The sequence below is a fragment of the Luteimicrobium sp. DT211 genome (assembly GCF_049844995.1).
Classification (GTDB): Bacteria; Actinomycetota; Actinomycetes; order Actinomycetales; family Cellulomonadaceae; genus Luteimicrobium.
The window spans coordinates 1-22,660 of sequence record NZ_JBNCMC010000002.1; the positions used below are offsets into that span (position 1 = coordinate 1).

Below are 22,660 nucleotides of genomic sequence, written 5' to 3' on the forward strand. Positions count from 1 at the left end.
GTAGGACGCCGCCGAACACCCATTCAACCGAAGGCCACCCCCACCAGGGGGTGGCCTTCGGCATACCCGGACCCGGGCGTGCGTCGCTCGGTGCACGGGCTCGACTCAGCGCATCGGCCGGCGGGTCGCCGACTGACAGTCCTCGGTTCGGGTCCTGCGAGCCGTGGCCCAGCGTCGGCTCCGGAGTGCCGACCTCGTCGTCCCCGCCACGTCGAGGGTTTGACCGGCCCGGTTGAATGACCGGCCCTGTCGAGCTGTCCACGGGCAGCTGAACGGCGCGCGGCGTGCCCTGCCGATCCTCCCGTTGTCGGACCTCGCTGGTGGGGTGCCCGTGCACGAAGCGGCTCGAGCGCCCGTGGGACAATGGGTTCAGAGCCCGTGACGTGCGGCGCCGGACGGTTGTCGTTCAGCAGCCGCGGACGCGCGTGAGGAACCCGGCGGCGGGCGCAGAGCCGGGAGCGCGGCACTGATGCGCAGGTGTTCTCGAGCCGCGCAGGCTGATGCTACGGCGCGCGGCGCGATTCAGGGCACGACAGGATTCAAGAAGAGCGAAGTGCGTCGGGAGCCCGCGGGCACACGCACGGAACGAGGAGCGACCACGTGAGCGAACAGGCCAGATCGGACCACGGCGGCGACCGTCGTCGCCGGGACGGAGCCGGGCAGCACCGGAACTCCGACGGACGGCAGGGACGGAGCCGCGACGAGCGGGGCTCGGACCGGGCGGCACGGGGCGACGCACGTCCGGGGCGCTCGTCGTACGGCCGTGACGGTGGTTCGACGGGTCGCGACCAGGTGCAGGGAAGCTCCCAGGCGCGACGCGACGGCGGTTCTTCTGCGCGAGGTGACAGCGCTGCTGCGGCCGGTGACCGGCGCCGCGGTGCCGGCGACGGACCCCGGTCTGGCGGCCCCACACGCGGCGGCGGCGACGAGCGCCGGCCGGCGTACGGGCGCGCGGACGGCGCTCGTCGGCCGTCGTACGGTCGGGACGACCGGAACGACCGTCCGAGCTGGCGTCGTGACGGGGACGGTGGCGGCTCGGCTCGCGGCCCGCGGACTGGTGACGGGCGGGGAGACCGCGCGTGGGGAGGCCCTGCGGGTCCTCGCGACGACCGGCGCACCTCCGGCGGCGAAGGGTCGACCCGGTGGGGGCAGGATGCCGGTCGCGCCGGACGCCCCACGGGTGCGGGGCCGCGCGCCGGCGGCTATCGGGGAAGCGACGACCGGGCTGCGTACCGTGGCGGAGACGACCGGCGTCCGTACCGCGGTGGCGCGGCTGGCGCCGACCAGCGGTCGGGAGACCGCCGCACCCCGGGCCCGGACCGCGCGGACCGTGGCGGCGACGTCGGGCGCCAGCGACGCCCCGTCGATGCTGAGCGGGGTCCGCGTCGCGAGGGTGAGCGTGGGGGCTACGACCGTCCGCGTCGCGAGGGTGAGCGTGGGGGCTACGACCGTGGCGCGCGACCGGAGCGCGGCGGCTACGACCGTGGCGCGCGACCGGAGCGCGGCGGCTACGACCGTGGCGCGCGACCGGAGCGCGGCGGCGCGGCTGGACGCGGTTCGGCGGACCGGCGCGGCGGCCCGCGCACGTCGCGGCCGGACCGGCAGGGTGCAGCTCGCACCGACTCGAGGCCTCCGCGCGCCTTCGAGGACAGGCCGCGAGGTCCCGAGCTGCCCGAGGACGTCACGATCTCGGAGCTCGACCGCGTCGTCCGCGGCCGGCTCCGCGGCCTGACGAAGGACAACGCCGAGACGGTGGGGCGCCACCTCGTCATGACCGGACGGTTGCTCGACACGGATCCTGAGCTCGCGTACGAGCACGCCCAGGCGGCGGTCCGCCGCGCCGGCCGCATCGACGTCGTGCGCGAGGCCGCGGGCATCGCGGCCTACCGGCTGGGGCACTACGCGGAGGCGCTGCGCGAGCTGCGCACGGTGCGGCGGCTCAACGGGTCGTCCGAGCACCTGCCGCTCATGGCCGACGCAGAGCGTGGCCTGGGACGGCCCGAGCGTGCGCTCGACCTCGCTCGCTCGCCCGAGGCGGAGACGCTCGACGCCCAGGGACGGACGGAGCTGGCGCTCGTCGTCGCGGGGGCGCGGGTCGACCTGGGGCAGGCCGAGGCCGCCCTCGCCGTGCTCGACTCCGTCCCGGCCCGCGACGTCCGCAGCGCCGAGCTCCGCCACCGCGTGAGCGAGGTCCGGGCGGACGTGCTGCAGGCGCTCGGTCGGACCGACGAGTCCGCGGCGCTGCGCGCGGTGCTCGGGGAGCCCGAGGACGAGATCGTCGTCGTGGACCTCGAGGAGGACGAGGAGTCGGACGACGCGCTGACCGACGACGCCGAGCCTGACGGCGAGCCGGCCGAGGCCGGCGGCACGGAGCCGACGAGCGTGTCGGACGAGCTGCCGACCGACACCGACCCCGACGATGGCCTCGAGCCGCCGGCGAGCACCACGCCGGTCGACGAGGTGGTCGACGGCGAGGAGACCCGGTGAGCGGCGGTCTGCGAGGCTCGGACGTCCCGCTGGCCGAGCTCCACGATCTCGCCCTGGTCGACCTGGACGGGGTGGTCTACAAGGGGCACGAGCCGGTGCCCTTCGCGGCCGACAGCCTGGCGACGGCGCGCGACCGGGGTCTCGCGCTCCAGTTCGTGACGAACAACGCGTCCCGTGAGCCCGAGGCGGTCGCCGAGCAGCTGACGGCGCTCGGCGTACCGGCGCGCCCCGACGAGGTCTTCACCGCCGCGCAGGCGGGGGCTGCCCTCCTGACCACGCGGCTCGCCGCGGGCTCGCGCGTGCTGGTGGTGGGCGGCGCGGGGCTGCACACGGCGGTCCGGGCCGCCGGCTACGTCGTGGTCGGCTCGGCGTCCGACCGGCCGGACGCCGTCATCCAGGGGTTCGCGCCGACGCTCGGGTGGACGGACCTCGCGGAGGCGGCGTACGCCGTCGCCGGCGGGGCCTGGTTCGTCGCGACGAACCTCGACCTCTCGTTGCCGACCGACCGCGGCTACGCGCCGGGCAACGGGGCGCTCGTTGGCGCCGTGCAGGCCGCCACGGGAGTCCGGCCGGACAGTGCCGGCAAGCCCGAGCCGACGATGTACCACCTTGCGGTCGAGCGCACGGGCGCTCGCTCGCCGCTCGTCGTCGGCGACCGGCTCGACACGGACCTCGCGGGGGCGCGGTCCGCCGGCTACCCGGGCCTGCACGTCCTGACCGGCGTGAGCTCGGCGCGCGACGCCGTCCTGGCGCGGCCCGGTGAGCGCCCGGACTACCTCGGCGCCGACCTCCGTGCCCTCGCCGAGGCGCACCCGGCGCCGGCACGCTCCGGCGACTGGTGGGAGTGCCGCGAGGCGGCCGCGCGGGTCGCCGACGGCGTGCTCCAGGTCCGGGGCCACGGCCTCGACGCCGCCCGGGCGGCGTGCGCGGCGGCATGGGACGCCGTCGACCGGGGCGAGAGCCTCGACCCCGACACGGTGCCCGCCTGGGGTGTGGGTTCTTCACTCGAGGCGGCCCCGGCCAGGTAGCGTGGTGCCGCCGGGACCGCCGCTCGCGCCCGCTGACCTGCCCGCACGGTCGACGACACGCAGCGGCGGCACGGCACCGCATCAGCAAGAGGACCGCGGCCCGGCCGCGGACACACCGACGGGAGTGCAGATGACCAGCGACGCCGCGTACGACGCCCCGACCGGGGACGAGACGGTCGACGGCGCCGTCGGCCGGCTGCGTGAGGTGGGCGAGCTGCCCCTTCGCGAGCAGGTCGCCGTCTTCGAGGCGGTGCATGCGGCCCTTCAGGACCGCCTCGCGGAGACCGAGGACTGACAGGTGGCCGCACGGCTCGACGCCGAGCTGGTGCGCCGGGGGCTCGCGCGCTCCCGGCGCGAGGCAGCAGCCCTCGTCGCCGCGGGACGGGTCACGGTCGCAGGCGCGACCGTGACCCGCCCGGCCGCCCCGGCCCCGGCGGACGACGACCTCCGGGTTGACCGTCCCGCCGACGACGCGGGCTGGGCGTCCCGCGCCGCGCACAAGCTCGAGGGCGCGCTGGTCGCGCTGGAGGACGCGGGGCTCGCGGTGCCGGTCGACGGCACGGTGTGCCTCGACGTCGGCGCCTCCACGGGCGGCTTCACGGACGTGCTCCTGCGACGCGGGGCGCGCCGGGTCGTCGCCGTGGACGTCGGCCACGGGCAGCTCGTCGAGCGGCTGCGCGAGGATCCCCGCGTGGACGTGCGCGAGGGCGTGAACGCGCGCGAGCTCGACGCGGGGGACTTCGCCGTGCCGCCCACCGTCGTGGTGGGCGACCTCTCCTTCATCTCGCTCGGGCACGTGCTGCCCGCCCTCGCGCTGGTCGCTGCCCCCACGGCGCGCGCCGTGCTCCTGGTGAAGCCGCAGTTCGAGGTGGGGCGCGAACGCCTGGGGACCGGCGGCGTCGTGCGGGACCCGGCGCTGCACGAGGACGCGGTGCTCCGCGTCGCGGCCGACGCGGACCGGTCCGGCTGGACCGTGCGCGCGGTCGTGCCGAGCCCGCTGCCCGGCCCCCACGGGAACCGCGAGTTCGTCCTGCTGCTGGACCGTGCGAGCCACACCGCGGCGGACACCCTGGACGGGATGGTGGGCACCCGGTCGGCGCTGACGCTCGCCGACGCGGTGCGCGCCGCCGTGGCGGCACCCGTCGTGCCGGCCGCCGACGACTGGACCGCGCCCCCGACACCCGCGGCCTTCGTCGTCGGGACGGTCGGCGGCGCGGACCACGACCACGACCATGAGCACGATGAGCAGGGGGTGAGCAGGTGAGCGCGCGCAAGGTGGTCATCGTGGCGCACGGCGGCCGACCGGAGGCGCTCGTGGCGCTCACCGAGACCATCCGCGAGCTGCAGGCGGCGGGCTTCGAGGCCGTCCTGCACGACGACGACCTCGCCGAGGCGTTCGGCGACCCGGTGGACGTGGTGCGCACCCGCGAGGGGGTCGGCGACGCGGAGCTGGTCCTCGTCCTCGGCGGGGACGGGACGATCCTGCGCGCCGCGGAGCTGACCCACGGGACCGGCGTGCCGCTGCTGGGCGTGAACCTCGGGCACGTCGGTTTCCTCGCAGAGTTCGACCGCGAGGACCTGTACCTCGCGGTCCAGCGGCTCGCGGCCGGCGAGTACACGGTCGAGGAGCGCGGCGTGCTCGAGGTCACCGTCACGCGCCCCGGCGAGGACGAGCCGCTGCGCGGCTGGGCGCTCAACGAGGCGACGCTCGAGAAGGCCGACCGGTCGCGGATGATCGAGGTCGCGATCGCCGTCGACGGGCGGCCGCTGTCGTCCTTCGGGTGCGACGGGGTGGTCCTGTCCACGGCCACGGGCTCGACGGCGCACGCGTTCTCGGCGGGCGGCCCGGTCGTCTGGCCCGACGTCGACGCGATGCTCCTTGTCCCGATCGCGGCGCACGCGCTGTTCGCGCGCCCGCTCGTCGTGGGGCCGTCGTCGTCGCTGGGACTGGAGATCCTCGCGACGTCGGTGTCGCCTGGCATGCTCACGTGCGACGGGCGGCGGCGCGTCGACATGCCGGTCGGCTCGCGCGTCGAGGTGCGCCGCGGCCCGGAGCCGATCCGGCTGGCGCGGCTCAGCCGCGCGCCGTTCACGGACCGGCTCGTCGACAAGTTCGCGCTGCCCGTCGTCGGCTGGCGGCAGCTCGCCGCGTCACGCGCGGCCCACGACGGCGCCACGCCGGGGAAGGGGAACTGAGTGCTCGAGGAGATCGCGATCGAGAACCTCGGGGTCATCGACTCCGCGCGCATCGCGCTCGGCCCCGGCCTCACCGTCATCACCGGCGAGACGGGGGCGGGCAAGACGATGCTCCTCACCGGCCTGTCGCTGCTGATGGGCGGCCGGGCCGACCCCGCCACCGTGCGCCCCGGCGCGGGCAGGGCGGTCGCCGAGGGCCGGCTCCGGGTCGCTGACGGCTCGGCCGCCGCGGCCGTCGTTGACGAGGCGGGGGGCACGGTCGACGACGACGGCACGGTCGTCGTCGTGCGCACGGTCGCCGCGGAGGGGCGCTCGCGCGCCCACGTCGGCGGGCGGGGAGTGCCGCAGGCGGTCCTCGCGGAGCTCGCCTCCGAGCTGGTGACGGTCCACGGCCAGGCCGACCAGCTCCGGCTCCGTGCCCCGGCGCAGCAGCGTGCCGCGCTCGACGCGTTCGCGGGGACGGACCACGCCGCGACGCTGGCGCGCTACCGGGCCGCCTGGGCGGAGCGGGGCGCGGTCGCCGCCCGCCTCGAGGAGCTCACCGGCGCGGCGCAGGAGCGCGTGCGGGAGGCCGAGCTCCTCCGTCTCGGGCTCGCCGAGGTGGAACGGGTCGAGCCGCAGCCCGGCGAGGACGCGGTCCTCGACGCCCAGGTCGCCAGGCTGACCAACGTCGAGGACCTGCGCACGGCCGCGCAGCTCGCGCACGACGCGATCAGCGGACTGGAGGAGGCGGACGCCCAGGCCGGCGCCGTCGTCCTGCTCGACCAGGCGTGGCGTGCGCTCGACGGCGCCGCGGCTCAGGACCCCGCGCTGGCGGGCCTCGCAGCCCGGGTCCACGAGGCGGCGTACGCGCTGCAGGACGCCGCGACGGAGCTCGCCTCCTACGTCCAGGACCTCCAGGCCGACCCCGCCGCGCTCGAGACGGCCCATGCGCGGCGCGCGGAGCTCGTCGCCCTCACGCGGTCCTACGGCTCGACCATCGACGAGGTGCTCGCCTGGGCGCGCGACGCCGGGCTGCGGCTCCTGGACCTGGAGGACGACGGGAGCCGCGTCGCGGAGGCGCGCGCGCGGCTCGCCGAGCTCGACGGCGAGCTGCGCGGGCTCGCGGACGAGCTCACGGCAGGCCGACGCCGGGCGTCGGCGGAGCTCGCGGAGGCCGTGACGACCGAGCTCGCCGGCCTCGCGATGGCGGGTGCCCGGCTCGAGGCGCGGGTCGACGAGGCGGACGAGCCCGGGCCGTGGGGCGCGGACGCCGTCGCGCTCGAGCTCGTTCCGCACGCCGGTGCACCGGCCCGACCGCTCGGCAAGGGCGCGTCCGGCGGCGAGCTCTCGCGCGTCATGCTCGCCATCGAGGTCGCGCTGGCCGAGCGGCACGGTGACGGGTCGGACGCGTCGCTGCCCGCCTTCGTCTTCGACGAGGTCGACGCCGGCGTGGGCGGGCGGGCGGCGGTCGAGGTCGGCCGGCGGCTCGCGGAGCTGGCGCGCCGCGCGCAGGTGATCGTCGTCACGCACCTGGCCCAGGTCGCGGCCTTCGCCGACACGCACGTGGTGGTCGCCAAGTCCACCAGCGGCGCATCCGGCGCCGACTCGAGCGCCCCCGTGACCGCCTCCGACGTCCGCGCCGTCGCCGGGGACGAGCGTGTCCGGGAGCTCGCGCGCATGCTCTCCGGGCAGGAGGACTCCGACGCCGCGCTGCGCCACGCGGCCGAGCTCCTGGAGGCCGGGAGGTCGGCCGTCGCGCCGGACGTGGGACGATAGCCCCGATGAGACTCACGCTGCGCAGGCCGCCGTCCGACCAGGACGCGGGCGACGTCCAGGGCCCCGCGAGGATCGACCGGCGCACCAAGGCGCTGACGAAGCGGCTCGACCCGGGTGACGTCGCGGTCATCGACCACGAGGACATCGACCGCGTGGCGGCCGACGCCCTCGTGTCGGCGCGCCCCGCGGCGGTGCTCAACGCCGCGAAGTCCATCTCGGGCCGCTACCCGAACCTCGGCCCGCAGGTGCTCGTCGAGGCCGGGATCCCGCTCGTCGACGACCTCGGCCCCGCCGTCATGGAGCTGCGCGAGGGCACCGAGCTGCGGGTCGACGGCGGCGACGTCTACGCGGCCGGCGAGCTCGTGGCGTCCGGTCGGGCACAGGACGAGGCCAGGGTGCTGGAGTCGATGGACGCCGCGCGGGAGGGCCTGTCGGCCGAGCTCGAGGCCTTCGCCGCCAACACCATGGAGTACCTGACGCGGGAGAAGGACCTCCTGCTCGACGGCGTCGGCGTCCCGGACATCAGCACGCCGATCGACGGCCGGCACGTGCTGATCGTCGTGCGCGGGTACCACTACCGCGAGGACCTGCAGATCCTCCGGCCCTACATCACCGACTACCGGCCGGTGCTGGTCGGCGTGGACGGCGGCGCCGACGCGATCCTCGACGAGGGGTTCAAGCCGGACCTGATCGTCGGCGACATGGACTCGGTGTCCGACCGGGCGCTCGCGTGCGGCGCGGAGATCGTCGTGCACGCGTACCGGGACGGGCGGGCGCCCGGGCTCGAGCGCGTGCAGCAGCTCGGAGTGGACCCCGTCGTCTTCCCCGCGACCGGCACCAGCGAGGACATCGCGATGTTGATCGCCGACGACAAGGGTGCCGAGGTCATCGTCGCGGTGGGCACGCACGCGACGCTCGTCGAGTTCCTCGACAAGGGGCGCGCCGGCATGGCGAGCACCTTCCTGACCCGGCTGCGGGTCGGCAGCAAGCTCGTCGACGCGAAGGGCGTGTCCCGCCTCTACCGTTCGACGATCTCCAACGTGCAGGTCATGCTCCTCTCGCTCGCGGGCCTGCTCGCCGTCGTGGCCGCGCTGGCCGCGACCGCCGCGGGGCAGACCCTGTTCGGCCTCCTGGGAGCGCGGTTCGACGACGTCTGGTCGTGGGTCCGCTCGCTCTTCGGCGGCTGACCCGCGACGGCCCCGCCGCGCCCCCGCCGCGCCCCCGCACCGAACCCCGACCGTCGGCACGACGCCCGACCGACCAAGAAAGCCCTCCGTGATCAACTTCCGGTACCACGTCGTCTCCCTGATCTCCGTGTTCCTCGCGCTCGCGGTCGGGATCATCCTCGGCGCCGGGCCGCTCAAGGAGTCGATCGGCAACCAGCTGAGCGGTCAGGTGTCGTCGCTGCGCACCGAGAAGGAGCAGCTGCGCACGGAGCTCGACGACGCGCGGACGGCGGCAGACCGCGGCTCGACCGCTCTCGCCGCCGTCGCGCCGACGGTCCTCGACGGCGTCCTTCCCGATTCCCAGGTGACCGTCGTGGAGGTCAGCCCCGACCTCGACGACGAGTTCAAGGCGGTCTCCACGCAGCTCAAGGCCGCGGGGGCGGTCGTGCGGGGCCGGATCCGGCTCGAGTCGGCCTGGCTGACCGAGTCCGGTGCCGACGCGCGCAAGCAGGGCGTCGACGCGGCGCTCGCGGCGGGGCTGCCGCTCGACACGACGGCCTCGGAGGAGAAGCAGCTCGCGCAGGCGCTGTCGCTCTCGCTGACCATGTCCACGAGCGCGACCGACCACCAGCTCGCGGCCGCGGCGCGCACCACGCTCAAGGCCCTCGCCGACGCGAAGCTGATCACCGTCGAGAGGACGCCGTCGGTCGCGTCGACCGCGCTGCTGGTCCTCGCGGGCTCGGCGGACTCCCAGCCCGCCGTCGACGGCACGGCGGCGCCCACGGACGCCAAGGCGCTCGCGTTCGCGCAGGCCCGCGAGGAAGAGCTCGTCAGCGCGCTGCACACGAGCGAGCCGGCGACCGTCGTGGCAGGCCCGACGGGCGAGTCCGACAGCCTCGTCGCCGCGGTGCGCCACGACGGTGACCTCCAGGTCGCGGTGAGCACGGTGAGCGGCATCTCGACCCTGATCGGCCAGGTGAGCGTCCCGCTCGCGATCGCCGACCAGGCCCAGGGCACCGTGGGCCACTACGGCTTCGACGACGGCGCGACGCAGGCCATGCCACCGCGTCCCGACGCGACCTCGACCGACTCCGCGAAGGGCTGACCGTGGCTGCACGAGGACTCGCACGGGCGCTCGCGGGCGCCGCCACCGCGGCGGCCGCGACCGTGGCGGTCAGGGCGCTCACGGCGCGGCGCGCACCCGGCGGCGCCGAGCGGTGGGAGCGGACCAACCACCGCGGGGAACCCGTGAGCATGCTCGAGGGCCCGGCGGTGGCGGCAGGGCTCACCGCGGGCGCCGCGGTCGCGCTGCCGGGCCCGGTGGGCGCGGCGGCGGCCGTCGCGACCGTGGGCGGCGCGGCATTCGGGATCGTGGACGACCTCGCCGAGGACACCTCGCGCCGCACCAAGGGCCTGCGCGGGCACCTCGGCGCCCTGGCGCACGGCGAGCTCACGACCGGTGGGCTCAAGGTCCTCGGCATCGGCGCGACGGCGTTCCTCGCCGCCTGCGTCCGCGGCCCGCGGGGGAACGAGGGCGTCGCCGGGCGCGGGCTCGACGTCGTCGTCGACACGGCGCTCGTGGCCGGGACGGCGAACCTGCTCAACCTGCTCGACCTGCGGCCGGGCCGCGCGCTCAAGGCCGCCGCCGGGGCGTCGGTGCTGCTGGCGCCCCTCGCGCCCTCGACCGCCGCCGCGGCCGGGCCGGTGCTCGGCGCTGCGGCGTCAGCGGCCTCGCGCGACCTCGCCGAGCGCGACATGCTCGGCGACGGGGGAGCGAACGCGCTCGGAGCGCTGGTCGGGCTGCAGGCCACGGGGCTCGCGCGACCCGCACGTCTCGCCGCCCTCGTGGGCGTCGTGGCGCTGACGGTCGCGAGCGAGCGGGTCAGCTTCTCCGCGGTGATCGACCGCACGCCGGCGCTCCGGACGCTCGACCGGCTCGGGCGCCGGGGGTGAGCGCCCCCGGCCGCTGGCGGGGGGCCACGCAGAGCCTCGCGGGCGCCGCGCTGCTCATCACGGTCGTCACGATCGCGAGCCGCCTGCTCGGCTTCGCGCGGCAGCTCGTCCAGGCCTCCGAGGTCGGCACGGTGGGCGTCGGCACCGCCTACGCGAGCGCGAACCTGTTGCCCAACATCCTCTACGAGGTGGCCGCGGGCGGCGCCCTCGCGGGCGCCGTCGTGCCCGTCCTCGCCGGCGCGATCGCGCGCCGAGCGCGGCTCGACGTCAGCCGGTCGGCGTCGGCGCTGCTCACCTGGGCGCTGGTCGTGCTCGTGCCGCTGGCGCTGGTCGTGCTCGCGCTGGCAGGCCCGATCGCCTCGCTGATCCCGCACGTGGGACACGGGGAGACGGCCGCGACGACCACCTACTTCCTCCGCGTGTTCGCTCTCCAGATCCCGCTCTACGGGGTGGGCTTCGTGCTGTCCGGGGTGCTCCAGGCGCACAAGCGGTTCTTCTGGCCGGCGGCCGCGCCGATGCTGTCGAGCGTCGTGGTGATCGGCGCGTACCTGGTGTTCGGGCACCTCGACGCCGACCCCACCGACGTCGCGGCCGCGTCGCGGTCCGCGCTGGCGTGGCTCGCGTGGGGCACGACCGCGGGCGTCGCGGCGATGTCGCTGCCGCTGTTCGTCCCGGCGTGGCGCACGGGCACGTCGCTGCGCCTGACCCTGCGGTTCCCACCCGGACAGGCGGTGCGGGCGCGCCGGCTCGCGCTCGCCGGCGTGGGCGCCGTCGTCGCCCAGCAGGTCGCCTCGGTCGCGATCCTGTGGGCGACCAACCGCTGGGGCGGCGACGGCGCGTTCCCCGTCTACCAGTACGCGCAGGCGGTCTACGTGCTGCCGTACGCCGTGCTCGCGGTCCCGCTCGCGACGAGCACGTTCCCGCGGCTCGCGGAGCGTGCCGCGCTCGGCGACCACGCGGGCTTCTCGCGGCTGGTCGCGACAACCACGCGGCTCGTCCTGACGGTCACCGCCGCGGGCGTGGCGGCGCTCGTCGCCGCGAGCGACGCCGTCCAGGCGCTCTTCGACACGTTCACGCCCGGCGGCGTCGGGGGCATGGCCGCGACGGTGGCCTGGCTCGCGCCCGGCCTGCTCGGCTTCGCGCTGGTCTTCCACCTGTCCCGCGTCCTGTACTCGCTCGACCACGGGCGTGCCGCGGTCCGCGCGACGGCGCTCGGCTGGGGGGTCGTGGTGGTGGCCTCGCTCGCCCTGCCGCCCCTCCTGACCCGGGGCGGCGCCGACGCGGTCCGCACGCTCGAGGGCGTGGGCGCCGCGACGAGCCTCGGCATGACGGTCGCCGGGGCCGCCCTGCTGTGGGCGGTGCACCGCTACGCGCCCGGGCGCCCGCTCGCGGGGCTGGCGCGCACGGTCGTGACGCTCCTGGTGGGGGCTGCGCTGGGCGCCGTCGCCGGGCTGCTCGCGAGCGACCTGCTCCTGCCCGACGACGCCGGCTGGCCCGCGGCGCTCGGCGTCGGGATCCTGGTGGCGGTCGTCGGGGCCGCGGTGGTGCTCGTCGTGTCGCTCGCCGGCGACCGTCCCACGCTGCGCGGGCTGAGCTCGCTGCGCCGGAGCGACCCCGCGGTGGCGACGACGGAACCGGGCGACGCCTCGACCCCGCCGACGGACGAGACACGGAGCGACGTATGAGGGTGCTGCAGGTCCTGGGGTCGAGCGCGGGCGGCGTCGGCCGGCACGTCGGCCAGGTCGCGTCGGCGCTCGGCGCCGCCGGGCACCGCGTGGTCGTCGCCGGGCCCAGCGAGGTCCGGCCCCTCGTGGGCGGCGACGTCCCGTTCGAGGTCGTCGCGATCGCCGACCGGCCGCGCGCCGGCGACGTCGCCGCGGTCCGGCGCCTCGCCGCGCTGGGCCGGGACGCCGACGTGGTCCACGCGCACGGGCTCCGGGCCGGGGCGCTGGCGGTCCTCGCCGTCCGTGGCCTGCGCCGGGCACCCGCCGACGGGCGGCACGCGCCGCGCGTCGTCGTGACGTTGCACAACCTGCCCGTCGGCGGTCGCGCCGTCCGTGGGGTCTCGGCCGTGCTGGAGCGCGTCGTCGCGCGGGGCGCGGACGTCGTGCTCGGCGTGAGCCCCGACCTCGTCGCGCTCGCGGGGGCGCGCGGCGCGCGCCGGACCGGCCTGGCGCTCGTGCCGGCCCCTCAGGCGTCGGCCGCGGCGGAGGCCGCGTCGGTGCGGGCCACCCGCGACGGCCTCGGGCTCGCGGGCGACGAGCGGCTCGTCGTCACCGTCGCCCGCCTTGCGCCGCAGAAGGGCCTCGACGTCCTCGTGGCCGCCGCGGGCGAGGTGCAGGGGCTGTCCGGGTCGTGGCGCTGGGTGGTGGCGGGCGTCGGGCCCCTGCGCGCGGGCCTCGAGGCGGAGGTCCGCGCGTCGGGCGTGCCGGTCGAGCTTCTCGGCGCGCGCGACGACGTCCCCGCGCTCCTCGCCGCGGCCGACGTCGTCGTGAGCGCCGCCCGCTGGGAGGGGCAGCCGCTGTGGCTCCAGGAGGCGCTCGCGAACGGCGCCGCGATCGTCGCGACCGACGTCGGCGGGACGAGCGCCGTGACGGGCGAGGCGGCGCGGCTGGTGTCGCCCCTGCCCCCGGCCGACCTCGCGGGAAGGCTGGGCGCCGCGGTCGCCGGGCTCCTGTCCGACGACGGCGCGCGCGACGCGCTGCGACGCCTGGCCCGGGAGCGGGCGGCCCGGCTGCCCACCGAGCGCGACGTCGTCGAGCAGCTCGAGGCGGTCTACCGGGCGGGGCCGGCGCCGGCCTGACGGACCCCGCCGCTCCCGTCCGCTGTTAGGATGGAGTTCCGTGGCAGACCACTCGAGCAGGCTCACCAACCGCCCCGGCAACGCGCACCGCCTCCGTGCGGACTCTCCGACGCGACACGTCTTCGTCACGGGGGGTGTGGCGTCCTCCCTCGGCAAGGGACTGACCGCCTCGAGCCTCGGGCGCCTCCTGCGGGCCCGCGGCCTGCGGGTCAAGATGCAGAAGCTCGACCCGTACATCAACGTGGACCCGGGCACGATGAACCCGTTCCAGCACGGCGAGGTGTTCGTCACCGAGGACGGCGCTGAGACCGACCTCGACATCGGCCACTACGAGCGCTTCCTGGACGTCGACCTCGAGTCGTCCGCGAACGTCACGACCGGCCAGGTGTACTCGAGCGTCATCGCGAAGGAGCGTCGCGGCGAGTACCTCGGCGACACGGTCCAGGTCATCCCGCACATCACGGACGAGATCAAGGCGCGCATGCGCGCGCAGGCCGGTGACGACGTCGACGTGATCATCACGGAGATCGGCGGCACCGTCGGCGACATCGAGTCCCAGCCGTTCCTCGAGGCCGCACGCCAGGTCCGCCACGACGTGGGCCGGGACGACGTCTTCTTCCTGCACGTCTCGCTCGTGCCCTACATCGGGCCGTCGGGCGAGCTCAAGACCAAGCCCACGCAGCACTCGGTCGGCGCGCTGCGCAGCATCGGCATCCAGCCCGACGCGATCGTGCTGCGCTGCGACCGCGACCTCCCCGAGTCGACGAAGCGCAAGATCGCGAACTTCACGGACGTCGACGAGGAGGCGGTCGTCACCTGCAAGGACGCGCCGAGCATCTACGACATCCCGCGCGTCCTGCACTCCGAGGGGCTCGACGCGTACGTGGTGCGCCGGCTCGGGCTGCCGTTCCACGACGTCGAGTGGGCCGGCTGGGACGACCTCCTGCGCCGCGTGCACGAGCCCGCCCACGAGGTCGAGGTCGCGCTCGTCGGCAAGTACGTCGACCTGCCGGACGCCTACCTGTCGGTGACCGAGGCGCTGCGCTCCGGCGGCTTCCACCACGACGCGAAGGTGCACGTGCGCTGGGTCGCGTCGGACACGTGCGAGACCCCTGAGGGCGCCCGCAAGCACCTCGGCGGCGCGGACGCCGTCCTCATCCCCGGGGGCTTCGGTGTCCGCGGGATCGAGGGCAAGCTGGGCGCGCTGCGCTGGGCCCGCGAGAACAAGGTCCCGACGCTCGGGATCTGCCTCGGCCTCCAGTCGATGGTCATGGAGTACGCGCGGACCGTGCTGGGGCTCGACGACGCGTCGTCGTCCGAGTTCGACCCCGACACGAAGCACCCCGTGGTGGCGACCATGGAGGAGCAGCTGGCGATCGTCGGAGGCGACGGCGACCTGGGCGGCACCATGCGCCTCGGCTCGTACGAGGCCGTCCTGGCCCCCGGCTCGGTCGTCGCACGGGCGTACGGCGCCGAGCGCGTGACCGAGCGGCACCGGCACCGGTACGAGGTGAACAACTCCTACCGCAAGCAGCTCGAGGAGGCCGGCTTCGTGGTGTCGGGCACCAGCCCGGACGGCTCGCTCGTCGAGTTCGTCGAGCTGCCCGCCGACGTGCACCCGTACTACGTGGCGACGCAGGCCCACCCGGAGTTCAAGTCGCGCCCGACGCGCTCGCACCCCCTGTTCGCCGGCCTCGTCGGCGCGGCGCTCGCCGTGCGCGCGGGCGTGACGGAGGTCACCGAGGACGTCGCCGCCGAGGCGCTGTGAGCGGGGAGCCCGTCGTGCGGGACGTGATCGCCCCGCGGCCGGTGCTGCGGCGCGAGCTCGTCCACCACGGGCGGATCTGGGACGTCGTCGCGGACGACGTCGACCTCGGCCAGGGCACCGTCGTCACCCGGGAGGTCGTGGACCACCCGGGTGCGGTCGCCGTCGTCGCGCTCGACGACGACGGCCGCGTGCTGCTGCTGCGCCAGTACCGGCACCCGGTCGGACGGGAGCTGTGGGAGGTGCCCGCAGGGCTGCTCGACGTCCCCGACGAGCCGGCCGCGCTCGCCGCGGCCCGGGAGCTGGGGGAGGAGGCGGACCTGCGCGCCGCCCGCTGGGACGTGCTCGCCGACTTCTACACGACACCGGGCGGCAGCTCCGAGGCCGTGCGGGTGTTCCTCGCGCGCGACCTGTCGCCCGTGCCCGACGCCGAGCTCCACGTCCGCGAGGACGAGGAACGCGACATCGAGGTGCGGTGGGTCGCGCTCGACGACGCCGTGGCCGCGGTGCTCGGGGGTGCGGTGCACAACCCGTCGGCCGTCGTCGGCGTGCTGGCGGCCCACGCGTCCCGGGCGACCGGCTGGGCGACGCTGCGTCCTGCGGACGTCCCGTGGCCGGAGCGCAGGACGGCGACGCTCATGGAGCGCCGTGACCTCGAGGGGCAGGCCTCCCACCTGCCGTGATGCGCCGCCGTCCCGCGGCGCCGGTGCCGCGGGAGGGCGGTCCGCGCCGCTAGGGTGGTCGTCGTGCCAGGCTCCCCTCCACCCGCGGACGCCGCCGGCGTCGACAGCGGACGTCCGGCGCGCGCCGACGCCCACGTGCTGGGCGCGGTCCAGGTCCGTGGCGCGGACGGGCGGCACGTGGCTCCCGGCGGCGTCCGGTCCCGCGAGCTGCTCGTGGCGCTCGTCCTCGCGCACGGGCGGCCGGTGTCGTCGCGCACCCTGCTCGACGAGCTGTGGTGGGACCACGACGACCTGACCGACCCCCGCGCCGCGCTGCAGACGCTCGTGTCCCGCACCCGCAGGATCGTCGCACCCGGCCTGGTGGGCTCCGGTCCGGCCGGTTACGCGTGGGCGGGGACGAGCGACCTCGCCGAGGCCCGCGCGGCGCTCGACGCCGCCGCGTCCGCGCTCGCGGCCGACGCCCCCGAGACGGCGCTCCGCACGACCCGTGACGCCCTGCGCCTGTGGCGGGGCGAGCCCGGGGCCGACCTCAGCCCGGGCTCACCGCTCGCGGACGCGCTCGCGACGGAGGCGGCCCACCTTGCCACGGGCCTCCAGGAGGCACTGCTCGTCGCGCTCGTCGCGGCCGGCCACGACGAGGAGGCGCTCGACCTCGCGGGGCGCCGGCTCGCGGCGCGGCCCACGGACGAGGCCGCCTGCGTCGCCTACATGACCGCCGCAGCGCGCCTCGGACGGGCCGGCGACGCCGTCCGGGCGTTCGCCGCCCTGCGGGAGGCGCTCGCGGACGAGCTGGGCGCGGACCCGAGCGCGTCGGTCGGCGAGCTGCACGAGCGGCTGCTGCGGGGCGAGGTCCCGCGCCCGGCGGTGCCCGCGCCGTCGGGACCGGGCGAGAGCGCGGACGACGAGGCTCCTGCCACCGCGGAGCCGGGACCGGGTGCCGGCGTGCCGCGGGCGACCGCCTCCCTCGCGATCGGGCTCCGGGCCGCGCCCAACGCCCTCGTCGGCCGCGACGACGACGTCCGGGAGCTCGAGCGCGCTCTCGCAGCCTCGCGGCTCGTCACCGTGCTCGGGCCCGGCGGTCTCGGCAAGACCCGCATCGCGCAGGAGCTCGCGCACCGTGCCGTGGCTCGCGGCGAGCCGGTCGCCGTGATCGAGCTCGCGAGCGTCCGGACCGACGACGACGTCGAGCTCGCCCTCGCCACGACGCTCGGCGTCCGCGACGTGCAGGGCAGCCAGCGGATCGGGGACGGGCTCCCGCGCCCCGACACCCGCGCCCGGATCCTCGACCGCCTGCGGGCCCCCGGCACGCTCGTCGTGCTCGACAACTGCGAGCACGTGCTCGACGGCGCGGCGTCCTGGGTCGCCGAGGCGCTCGCGGAGACGCCCGTGCGGGTGCTGACGACCAGCCGGGCGCCGCTCGCGCTCGCCGCCGAGACCGTCCGCCCGCTGCCGCCGCTCGCGAGCCACGGGGGCGACGGCACGGCGGGGGATGCGGACGCCGGACCCGCGGTCGTGCTGTTCGAGCAGCGGGCACGGGCCGCGCGCCCCGAGGCGCCGCTGCCGCGCGACGTCGTCGAGCGGCTGTGCGACAGGCTCGACGGGCTGCCCCTCGCGATCGAGCTCGCTGCCGCACGGGTCCGGTCGATGTCCGTCGCAGAGATCGAGCGTCGGCTCGCGTCGCGCTTCGCCCTGCTGACCTCCGGCGACCGAGCGGCCCCCGAGCGCCACCGCACGCTGCGCGCCGTGATCGAGTGGAGCTGGAACCTCCTCGGCGCCGCGGAGCAGGCGCTGCTGCGGCGCGCGTCCGTGTTCCCCGGCACGTTCGGCGCGGACACGGTCGAGGCCGTGACCGCCCGCGTCGACGGCCGCCCGGCCGACCCCATCGCGCTCGGGACGCTCGACGACCTGGACGGGCTCGTCGGGCAGTCCATGCTGGTCGTGGTGGAGGACGCCGCGGCCGGGATCACGCGGTACCGGATGCTCGAGACGGTGCGGGAGTTCGGCGGGCTCGAGCTCGAGCGCGCGGGCGAGGGGCCCGCGGTGCGCGACGCCGTGTACGCGTGGGCGGCGGCGTTCGGGCGCGAGCACGGCGGCCGCCTGACCGGCAGCGAGCAGATCCTCACGATGCGCCGCGTGCGCGCCGAGCAGGACATCCTGGTCCAGGTCGTCCGCTGGGCGCTCGAGGACCGGCGGCGCGACGTGCTGGGCCCCGTCTTCGCGCTCCTCGCGCACTTCTGGATGCTGCGCGGCCAGTTCGTCGAGACGGTGTCCTTCGGGCTGGACGTCGCCGAGGTGTTCGTGGGCCACGAGCCCACCGTCGACGACGCGAACGACCTCGCGTGGGTGTACTTCGCCGCAGGCTCGCCCCTCGCGATCGTCCTCGACCAGCGGAGGTCGCTCCGTTCGGCGGCGCGGCTGCGGCGCCTCGCCCGGGACCGGCTGCCGCTGGCGCCGGTGACGCGGGCGTTCGTCGAGCTCGCCGTCGCGGTCGCCGACCTCCCGTCCCTCCCCGCGCTGCTCGAGCGCCAGCGCGCTGACGAGGACTGGACCGTCTCGATGTTCGCGCACGTCATGTCCGCCCAGATCGGCGAGAACATGGGCGAGCTCGACGTCGCCGAAGGGTACGCGCGCCGGGCGTACGAGATCGCGTCCGAGCACGGGGACGCGTGGGGCTCGGCGATGGCGACGCAGAGCCTCGCGGAGCTCGCCGCCGAGGCTGGGAACCCGGACGAGGCGCTGCGCTGGGTCGCCGTCACCCGGGCGGGCCTGCAGGACCTCGACCTCGAGACCGACGCCTTCACGTTCCAGGTCGGCTCGATCGAGGCCAACGCGCTCGTCTCGCTCGGTCGGGGGGAGGAGGCGCGCTCGACGTTGCGGGACCTCGCCCGGACGCCCGACGGTGAGGGCACCTCGACGGTGCTGCCGGGAGCCGAGGACGTCTTCAGCGCGTCCGACCGGCGCATCATGGGGATGGGCGGGCTCTCTCACGCGGCGTACGCGAGCGGGGACGTCCGCGAGGCGCTCGACCTGGCCACGACGACGATCGACGAGCTCAGCCGCCAGCGTCGCGGAGGGTTCCAGGGCGGCACCGTGCAGGCCGCGTCCCGCCTCGCGATGGCCGTCCTGGACGCCGAGGACGCCCGCCTGACCGGTCGCGAGCCCGCCTCCACCCCTGAGGAGCGCGAGGTGTGGGTCACCGAGCTCACGACGCCCCTGCGCATCGCGATCCGCGGCGGGGGGCCGTCGGGCTTCGTCGACCGGCCCGTCCTGGGCGCCGCGGTGCTCGCGCTCGGCGGGTTCCTCTGGTCGACCCGACCGGACGTCGCGGACGTCGGGCTCGAGCTCGCGGCGCTCGCGGCCCGGGTGAGCTCGCGCCAGGACTACGTGGCGCTCGAGCGGCGGCGTCACCGTGACGCGGCCGTGCGGGCGCTCGGCGAGGAGGCCGTCGAGGCCGCGGAGCGGAGGGCCGCCGCTGTTCCCGACCCCGTCGCACGGATCATCGAGATCGTCGGGGAACGCCCGTGGCGGAGGCCCGCCGGCTGAGCCGGGGACCCCCGCCACGGCAGGGTCGTGCACGACGCCGCGCGCGTCGTCGTGCGGGAAGTGTCACGCCTTGCGCATGTACGCCTTGACGGTGAGCGGCGCGAAGATCGCGACGATCACGGCCGCGCCGAGGAGCGAGATCCAGGCGTCGGAGCCAAAGCTTCCGTCGTTGGCGAGCTCGCGCACCGCGGTCACGAGGTGCGAGATCGGGTTCACCTTGACGAAGCCCTGCAGCCACCCGGGCATGGTGTCGACGTTCACGTACGCGTTGGACAGGAACGTGAGCGGGAACAGGATGATGAGGGACATCCCCTGGACGCTCGACGCCGTGCGTGCCACGACGCCGAAGAACGCGAAGATCCAGCTCACCGCCCACGAGCAGGCGATGACGAGCAGGCCGGCGACCACCACGTTCCCGAGGCCGCCGTCGGGCCGGTAGCCCATGACGAACCCCATGACGAACGTGAGCGTCGTCGCGATCCCGTACCGCAGCGTGTCGGCGAGCAGCGCCCCCGACAGCGGCGCGATCCGCGCGATCGGCAAGGACTTGAACCGGTCGAACACGCCCTTGTCCATGTCCTCGCGGAGCTGGACGCCCGTGACGACGGACGTCGTGATGACCGTCTGGACGAGGATGCCGGGGATCAGGGTCGGCAGGTAGCTCTTCACGTCGCCCGCGATCGCGCCGCCGAAGATGTACGAGAACATCAGCGTGAAGAGGATCGGCTGGACGGTGACGTCGACGAGCTGCTCGGGCGTCCGCTTGATCTTGAGGAGCCCGCGCCCGGCCATCGAGATCGTGTTCTCGACGGTCTGCTTGAGGCTCGTCCGGTTCTTGAGCTCGCGGTCGACGCCGGGGACGATCGTGGTGCGGTCGAGGGTGGTGGAGATGCTCATCGCAGGGCCGCCTCTCGGGTGGTCGTGGACGGGGTGCTGAGGGGCGCCGGCTCGTCGCCGGCCTCGGGTGCCTCGGGTGCCGGCGCGTCGTCGTCGACGCCGCGCCCCGTCAGCGTGAGGAAGACCTCGTCGAGGCTGGGCTTCTGCATGGACAGCGAGGCGACGTCGATGCGCGCGTCGCGGAGCCGGACGAGCAGGTCGGTGACGGCGTCGGGCCCGGTCACGGGGATGGTCAGGCGGCGGGCCTCGGGCGAGGGGGTCGCGGGGACGCCGAACGCGGCCTCCGCGAGTGCGATCGCCGGCGTGAGGTCGTCCGGCCGCACCAGCCCGACCTGGAGCGACTGGTTGCCGACGGTGTCCTTGAGCTCGTCGGACGTGCCCTCCGCCACGACCCGTCCACGGTCGATGACCGCGATCCGGTCGGCGAGCTGGTCCGCCTCGTCGAGGTACTGGGTCGTGAGGACGACGGTCGATCCGGTCGCGACGAGCTCGCGGATCGTGTCCCACATCTGGGTGCGGGTGCGCGGGTCGAGGCCCGTCGTCGGCTCGTCGAGGAAGATCAGCGGGGGCTGCGCGATGAGGCTCGCCGCGAGGTCGAGCCGGCGGCGCATGCCGCCGGAGAAGTTCTTGAGCGGGCGCTTCGCGGCCTCGGTCAGGCTGAACGCCTCGAGCAGCTCGGCGCTCTTGCGCCTCGACGCCGCGCGCGACAGGCCGTTGAGCCGGCAGAACAGCATGAGGTTCTCGTTCGCGCTCAGCGTCTCGTCGACGGACGCGTACTGGCCCGTGACCCCGATGAGCTGGCGCACGACGAACGCCTCACGCTGCACGTCGTGCCCGAAGATGCGTGCCTCGCCGCCGTCGGGCCGCAGGAGCGTGGCGAGCATGCGGATGGTGGTGGTCTTGCCGGCGCCGTTGGGGCCGAGGACGCCGTAGACCGTGCCGGTGCGGACCGACAGGTCGACGCCGTCGACGGCACGGTTGTCGCCGAAGACCTTGACGAGACCGCTGGCCTCCACGGCCCAGTCTCCGGTGCTGCGGGTGGTCATTGCCTACCTCCTGGATGCGGGAACGAGCCCAGCATCGCGAGAGGTGCTTTCAGCGCGCTGTCACCTGACTGACGCCGACGCTGACGTCGGCTCCCGTGCCGTCAGCCCCACTGGTGCGCGTCGCCCGCGAACGTGTGGACGAACCCGCACGTCGCGCAGATCGCGCCGTCCGCGGACCGGTTGAGCCAGTCGAGGTCGAGGAACGTGAGCCCCGTCGTCTGGAGCTTGATCTCGCGCCGGAAGAACCGATCGGCACCGCAGGTGCGGCACGTGAACGGGTTGCCGAGGACGGTCAGCGTGCGGGGGTCACGGGATGCCATGACCCGCGAGCCTACTGGCCCGTTGACGGTGCGACTGCCGGCCCGCCGGCGCCGCGCGGGGTGCGCTCGCGCATGGTGAGCAGCGCCCACGTGGTCGCGGCGGTCAGGCAGGCGGCGAGGAGCATGTGGACGGCGACCAGGCCGATCGGCAGGCCGGAGAAGTACTGGACGTACCCCACGACACCCTGCACGACGACGAGGCCCAGGACCACGAGGAGAGCGCGGCGGACCCGCTGCGGTGTGGGGAACCGGTGCGTGCGCCACAGCAGCCACGCCAGCAGGGCGACGAAGACCCAGACCACACCCGCGTGCGCGCGAGCGACGACCTCGGGGTCGAAGGAGAGCCGGTCGGCGTGCACGTCGTCGCCGCCGTGCGGCCCGGAGCCGGTCACCACGACGCCCAGGACCAGCACGGGCACGAGCACGAGCCCGAGGGCGCGCGAGAGGTTCCAGGTTCCCGGGTCGACGACGCGGTGGGGCGGCGTGTCGGCCTCGCCCCAGCGGACGAGCAGGAGCATCGAGAGCCACACGAGCGTCATCGAGACGAGCAGGTGGACCCCGACGAGCGTGGGCGGCAGGTCGAAGAGGACCACGATCCCGCCGATCACGGCCTGCGCGACGACGCCCAGCAGCGGCGCGAGGCCGAGCCACCGCACGGAGCGGGCGCGGTCGCGCCGCCGCCACACGACCACCGCGACGTAGGCCGCGATGACGCACAGGACGATCGTCACCATGCGGTTCCCGAACTCGATCGCCTGGTGGTAGCCGGTCTCGGCGTGGCGGACGGGCGTGAAGCTCCCCGGGTGGCACTCGGGCCACGTCTCGCAGCCGAGGCCGGAGCCGGTCAGCCGGACGAACCCGCCGGTGACGATGATGGCGATCTGCCCGACGAGGTTCGCGATCAGCGCGGGACGCGCCCACGCGCCGAGACGGTCCAGGACGCGGCCCAGCGCGGTCGGCGCTGCGGGCGCGTCGTGGTCGGTGCGGGTCGCGGTGGTCACGCGACCACGGTACG

The 22,660-nt window shown here is 75.8% G+C and carries 18 protein-coding genes; 14 read left to right on the forward strand and 4 right to left on the reverse strand.

Features of this window, described 5'->3' with window-relative positions; translation table 11 throughout:
* The first annotated feature begins 1,770 nt into the window (after window positions 1–1,770).
* The 14 genes from ACLQ14_RS04155 (at window position 1,771) to ACLQ14_RS04220 (ending at window position 19,382) form a co-directional block, all read left to right on the forward strand.
* Window positions 1,771–2,487 (forward strand): hypothetical protein, encoded by a 717-nt coding sequence (locus tag ACLQ14_RS04155; protein WP_425810202.1) that lies wholly within the window; start codon window positions 1,771–1,773, stop codon window positions 2,485–2,487.
* Window positions 2,484–3,515 carry an HAD-IIA family hydrolase gene (locus ACLQ14_RS04160; protein ID WP_425810204.1) on the forward strand — a complete coding sequence of 344 codons (1,032 nt, stop codon included), beginning with the start codon at window positions 2,484–2,486 and terminating at the stop codon, window positions 3,513–3,515. Before ACLQ14_RS04155 ends, ACLQ14_RS04160 begins: the two co-directional genes overlap by 4 nt.
* Before the next feature lie 130 nt (window positions 3,516–3,645).
* Window positions 3,646–3,810, forward strand: a complete 165-nt coding sequence (locus tag ACLQ14_RS04165; RefSeq protein WP_425810206.1) for a hypothetical protein — start codon at window positions 3,646–3,648, stop codon at window positions 3,808–3,810.
* A gap of 3 nt (window positions 3,811–3,813) precedes the next feature.
* Complete coding sequence (locus ACLQ14_RS04170; RefSeq protein WP_425810208.1) at window positions 3,814–4,779, forward strand: TlyA family RNA methyltransferase; 966 nt, start codon at window positions 3,814–3,816, stop codon at window positions 4,777–4,779.
* Window positions 4,776–5,711, forward strand: a complete 936-nt coding sequence (locus ACLQ14_RS04175; RefSeq protein WP_425810210.1) for an NAD kinase — start codon at window positions 4,776–4,778, stop codon at window positions 5,709–5,711. The genes ACLQ14_RS04170 and ACLQ14_RS04175 overlap by 4 nt, the downstream gene beginning before the upstream one ends.
* A complete protein-coding gene (gene recN, locus ACLQ14_RS04180) occupies window positions 5,712–7,469 on the forward strand; it encodes a DNA repair protein RecN (RefSeq protein WP_425810212.1) in 1,758 nt (585 codons plus the stop codon).
* Window positions 7,470–7,474: 5 nt separating this feature from the next.
* Window positions 7,475–8,656: a putative cytokinetic ring protein SteA gene (steA, locus tag ACLQ14_RS04185; protein ID WP_425810213.1), complete on the forward strand. Its 1,182-nt coding sequence runs from the start codon at window positions 7,475–7,477 to the stop codon at window positions 8,654–8,656.
* Window positions 8,657–8,744: 88 nt separating this feature from the next.
* Window positions 8,745–9,740, forward strand: coding sequence for a copper transporter (locus ACLQ14_RS04190; RefSeq protein WP_425810215.1), 996 nt, complete (start codon window positions 8,745–8,747; stop codon window positions 9,738–9,740).
* Window positions 9,741–9,742: 2 nt separating this feature from the next.
* Entirely contained in the window at window positions 9,743–10,588 is an 846-nt protein-coding gene (locus ACLQ14_RS04195; protein WP_425810217.1) for a hypothetical protein, read from the forward strand.
* Complete coding sequence (murJ, locus tag ACLQ14_RS04200; RefSeq protein ID WP_425810219.1) at window positions 10,585–12,273, forward strand: murein biosynthesis integral membrane protein MurJ; 1,689 nt, start codon at window positions 10,585–10,587, stop codon at window positions 12,271–12,273. The genes ACLQ14_RS04195 and murJ overlap by 4 nt, the downstream gene beginning before the upstream one ends.
* A complete protein-coding gene (locus ACLQ14_RS04205) occupies window positions 12,270–13,391 on the forward strand; it encodes a glycosyltransferase family 4 protein (RefSeq protein ID WP_425810221.1) in 1,122 nt (373 codons plus the stop codon). The genes murJ and ACLQ14_RS04205 overlap by 4 nt, the downstream gene beginning before the upstream one ends.
* A gap of 40 nt (window positions 13,392–13,431) precedes the next feature.
* Window positions 13,432–15,159: a CTP synthase gene (locus ACLQ14_RS04210; protein ID WP_425810223.1), complete on the forward strand. Its 1,728-nt coding sequence runs from the start codon at window positions 13,432–13,434 to the stop codon at window positions 15,157–15,159.
* Complete coding sequence (locus ACLQ14_RS04215) at window positions 15,156–15,839, forward strand: NUDIX domain-containing protein (RefSeq protein ID WP_425810225.1); 684 nt, start codon at window positions 15,156–15,158, stop codon at window positions 15,837–15,839. Before ACLQ14_RS04210 ends, ACLQ14_RS04215 begins: the two co-directional genes overlap by 4 nt.
* Window positions 15,840–15,902: 63 nt before the next feature.
* Window positions 15,903–19,382 (forward strand): AfsR/SARP family transcriptional regulator, encoded by a 3,480-nt coding sequence (locus ACLQ14_RS04220; protein ID WP_425810227.1) that lies wholly within the window; start codon window positions 15,903–15,905, stop codon window positions 19,380–19,382.
* Window positions 19,383–19,445: 63 nt separating this feature from the next.
* Here the strand turns inward: ACLQ14_RS04220 and ACLQ14_RS04225 are convergent, their stop codons facing one another.
* The 4 genes from ACLQ14_RS04225 to ACLQ14_RS04240 form a co-directional block, all read right to left on the reverse strand.
* Complete coding sequence (locus ACLQ14_RS04225) at window positions 19,446–20,279, reverse strand: ABC transporter permease (protein ID WP_425810229.1); 834 nt, start codon at window positions 20,277–20,279, stop codon at window positions 19,446–19,448.
* Entirely contained in the window at window positions 20,276–21,325 is a 1,050-nt protein-coding gene (locus tag ACLQ14_RS04230) for an ATP-binding cassette domain-containing protein (RefSeq protein WP_425810230.1), read from the reverse strand. The genes ACLQ14_RS04225 and ACLQ14_RS04230 overlap by 4 nt, the downstream gene beginning before the upstream one ends.
* Window positions 21,326–21,426: 101 nt before the next feature.
* Window positions 21,427–21,645, reverse strand: a complete 219-nt coding sequence (locus tag ACLQ14_RS04235; RefSeq protein WP_425810232.1) for a hypothetical protein — start codon at window positions 21,643–21,645, stop codon at window positions 21,427–21,429.
* 11 nt (window positions 21,646–21,656) lie between these two features.
* Complete coding sequence (locus ACLQ14_RS04240; protein ID WP_425810234.1) at window positions 21,657–22,646, reverse strand: COX15/CtaA family protein; 990 nt, start codon at window positions 22,644–22,646, stop codon at window positions 21,657–21,659.
* Window positions 22,647–22,660 lie beyond the last annotated feature (14 nt).

Bases quoted from the DNA above. Each gene is read 5' to 3' on its own strand.
- ACLQ14_RS04230 (WP_425810230.1), bottom strand. From the start codon at position 21,325: ATGACCACCCGCAGCACCGGAGACTGGGCCGTGGAGGCCAGCGGTCTC.
- ACLQ14_RS04205 (WP_425810221.1), top strand. From the start codon at position 12,270: ATGAGGGTGCTGCAGGTCCTGGGGTCGAGCGCGGGCGGCGTCGGCCGG.
- ACLQ14_RS04235 (WP_425810232.1), bottom strand. From the start codon at position 21,645: ATGGCATCCCGTGACCCCCGCACGCTGACCGTCCTCGGCAACCCGTTC.
- ACLQ14_RS04165 (WP_425810206.1), top strand. From the start codon at position 3,646: ATGACCAGCGACGCCGCGTACGACGCCCCGACCGGGGACGAGACGGTC.
- ACLQ14_RS04225 (WP_425810229.1), bottom strand. From the start codon at position 20,279: ATGAGCATCTCCACCACCCTCGACCGCACCACGATCGTCCCCGGCGTC.
- ACLQ14_RS04155 (WP_425810202.1), top strand. From the start codon at position 1,771: ATGACCGGACGGTTGCTCGACACGGATCCTGAGCTCGCGTACGAGCAC.
- steA (WP_425810213.1), top strand. From the start codon at position 7,475: ATGAGACTCACGCTGCGCAGGCCGCCGTCCGACCAGGACGCGGGCGAC.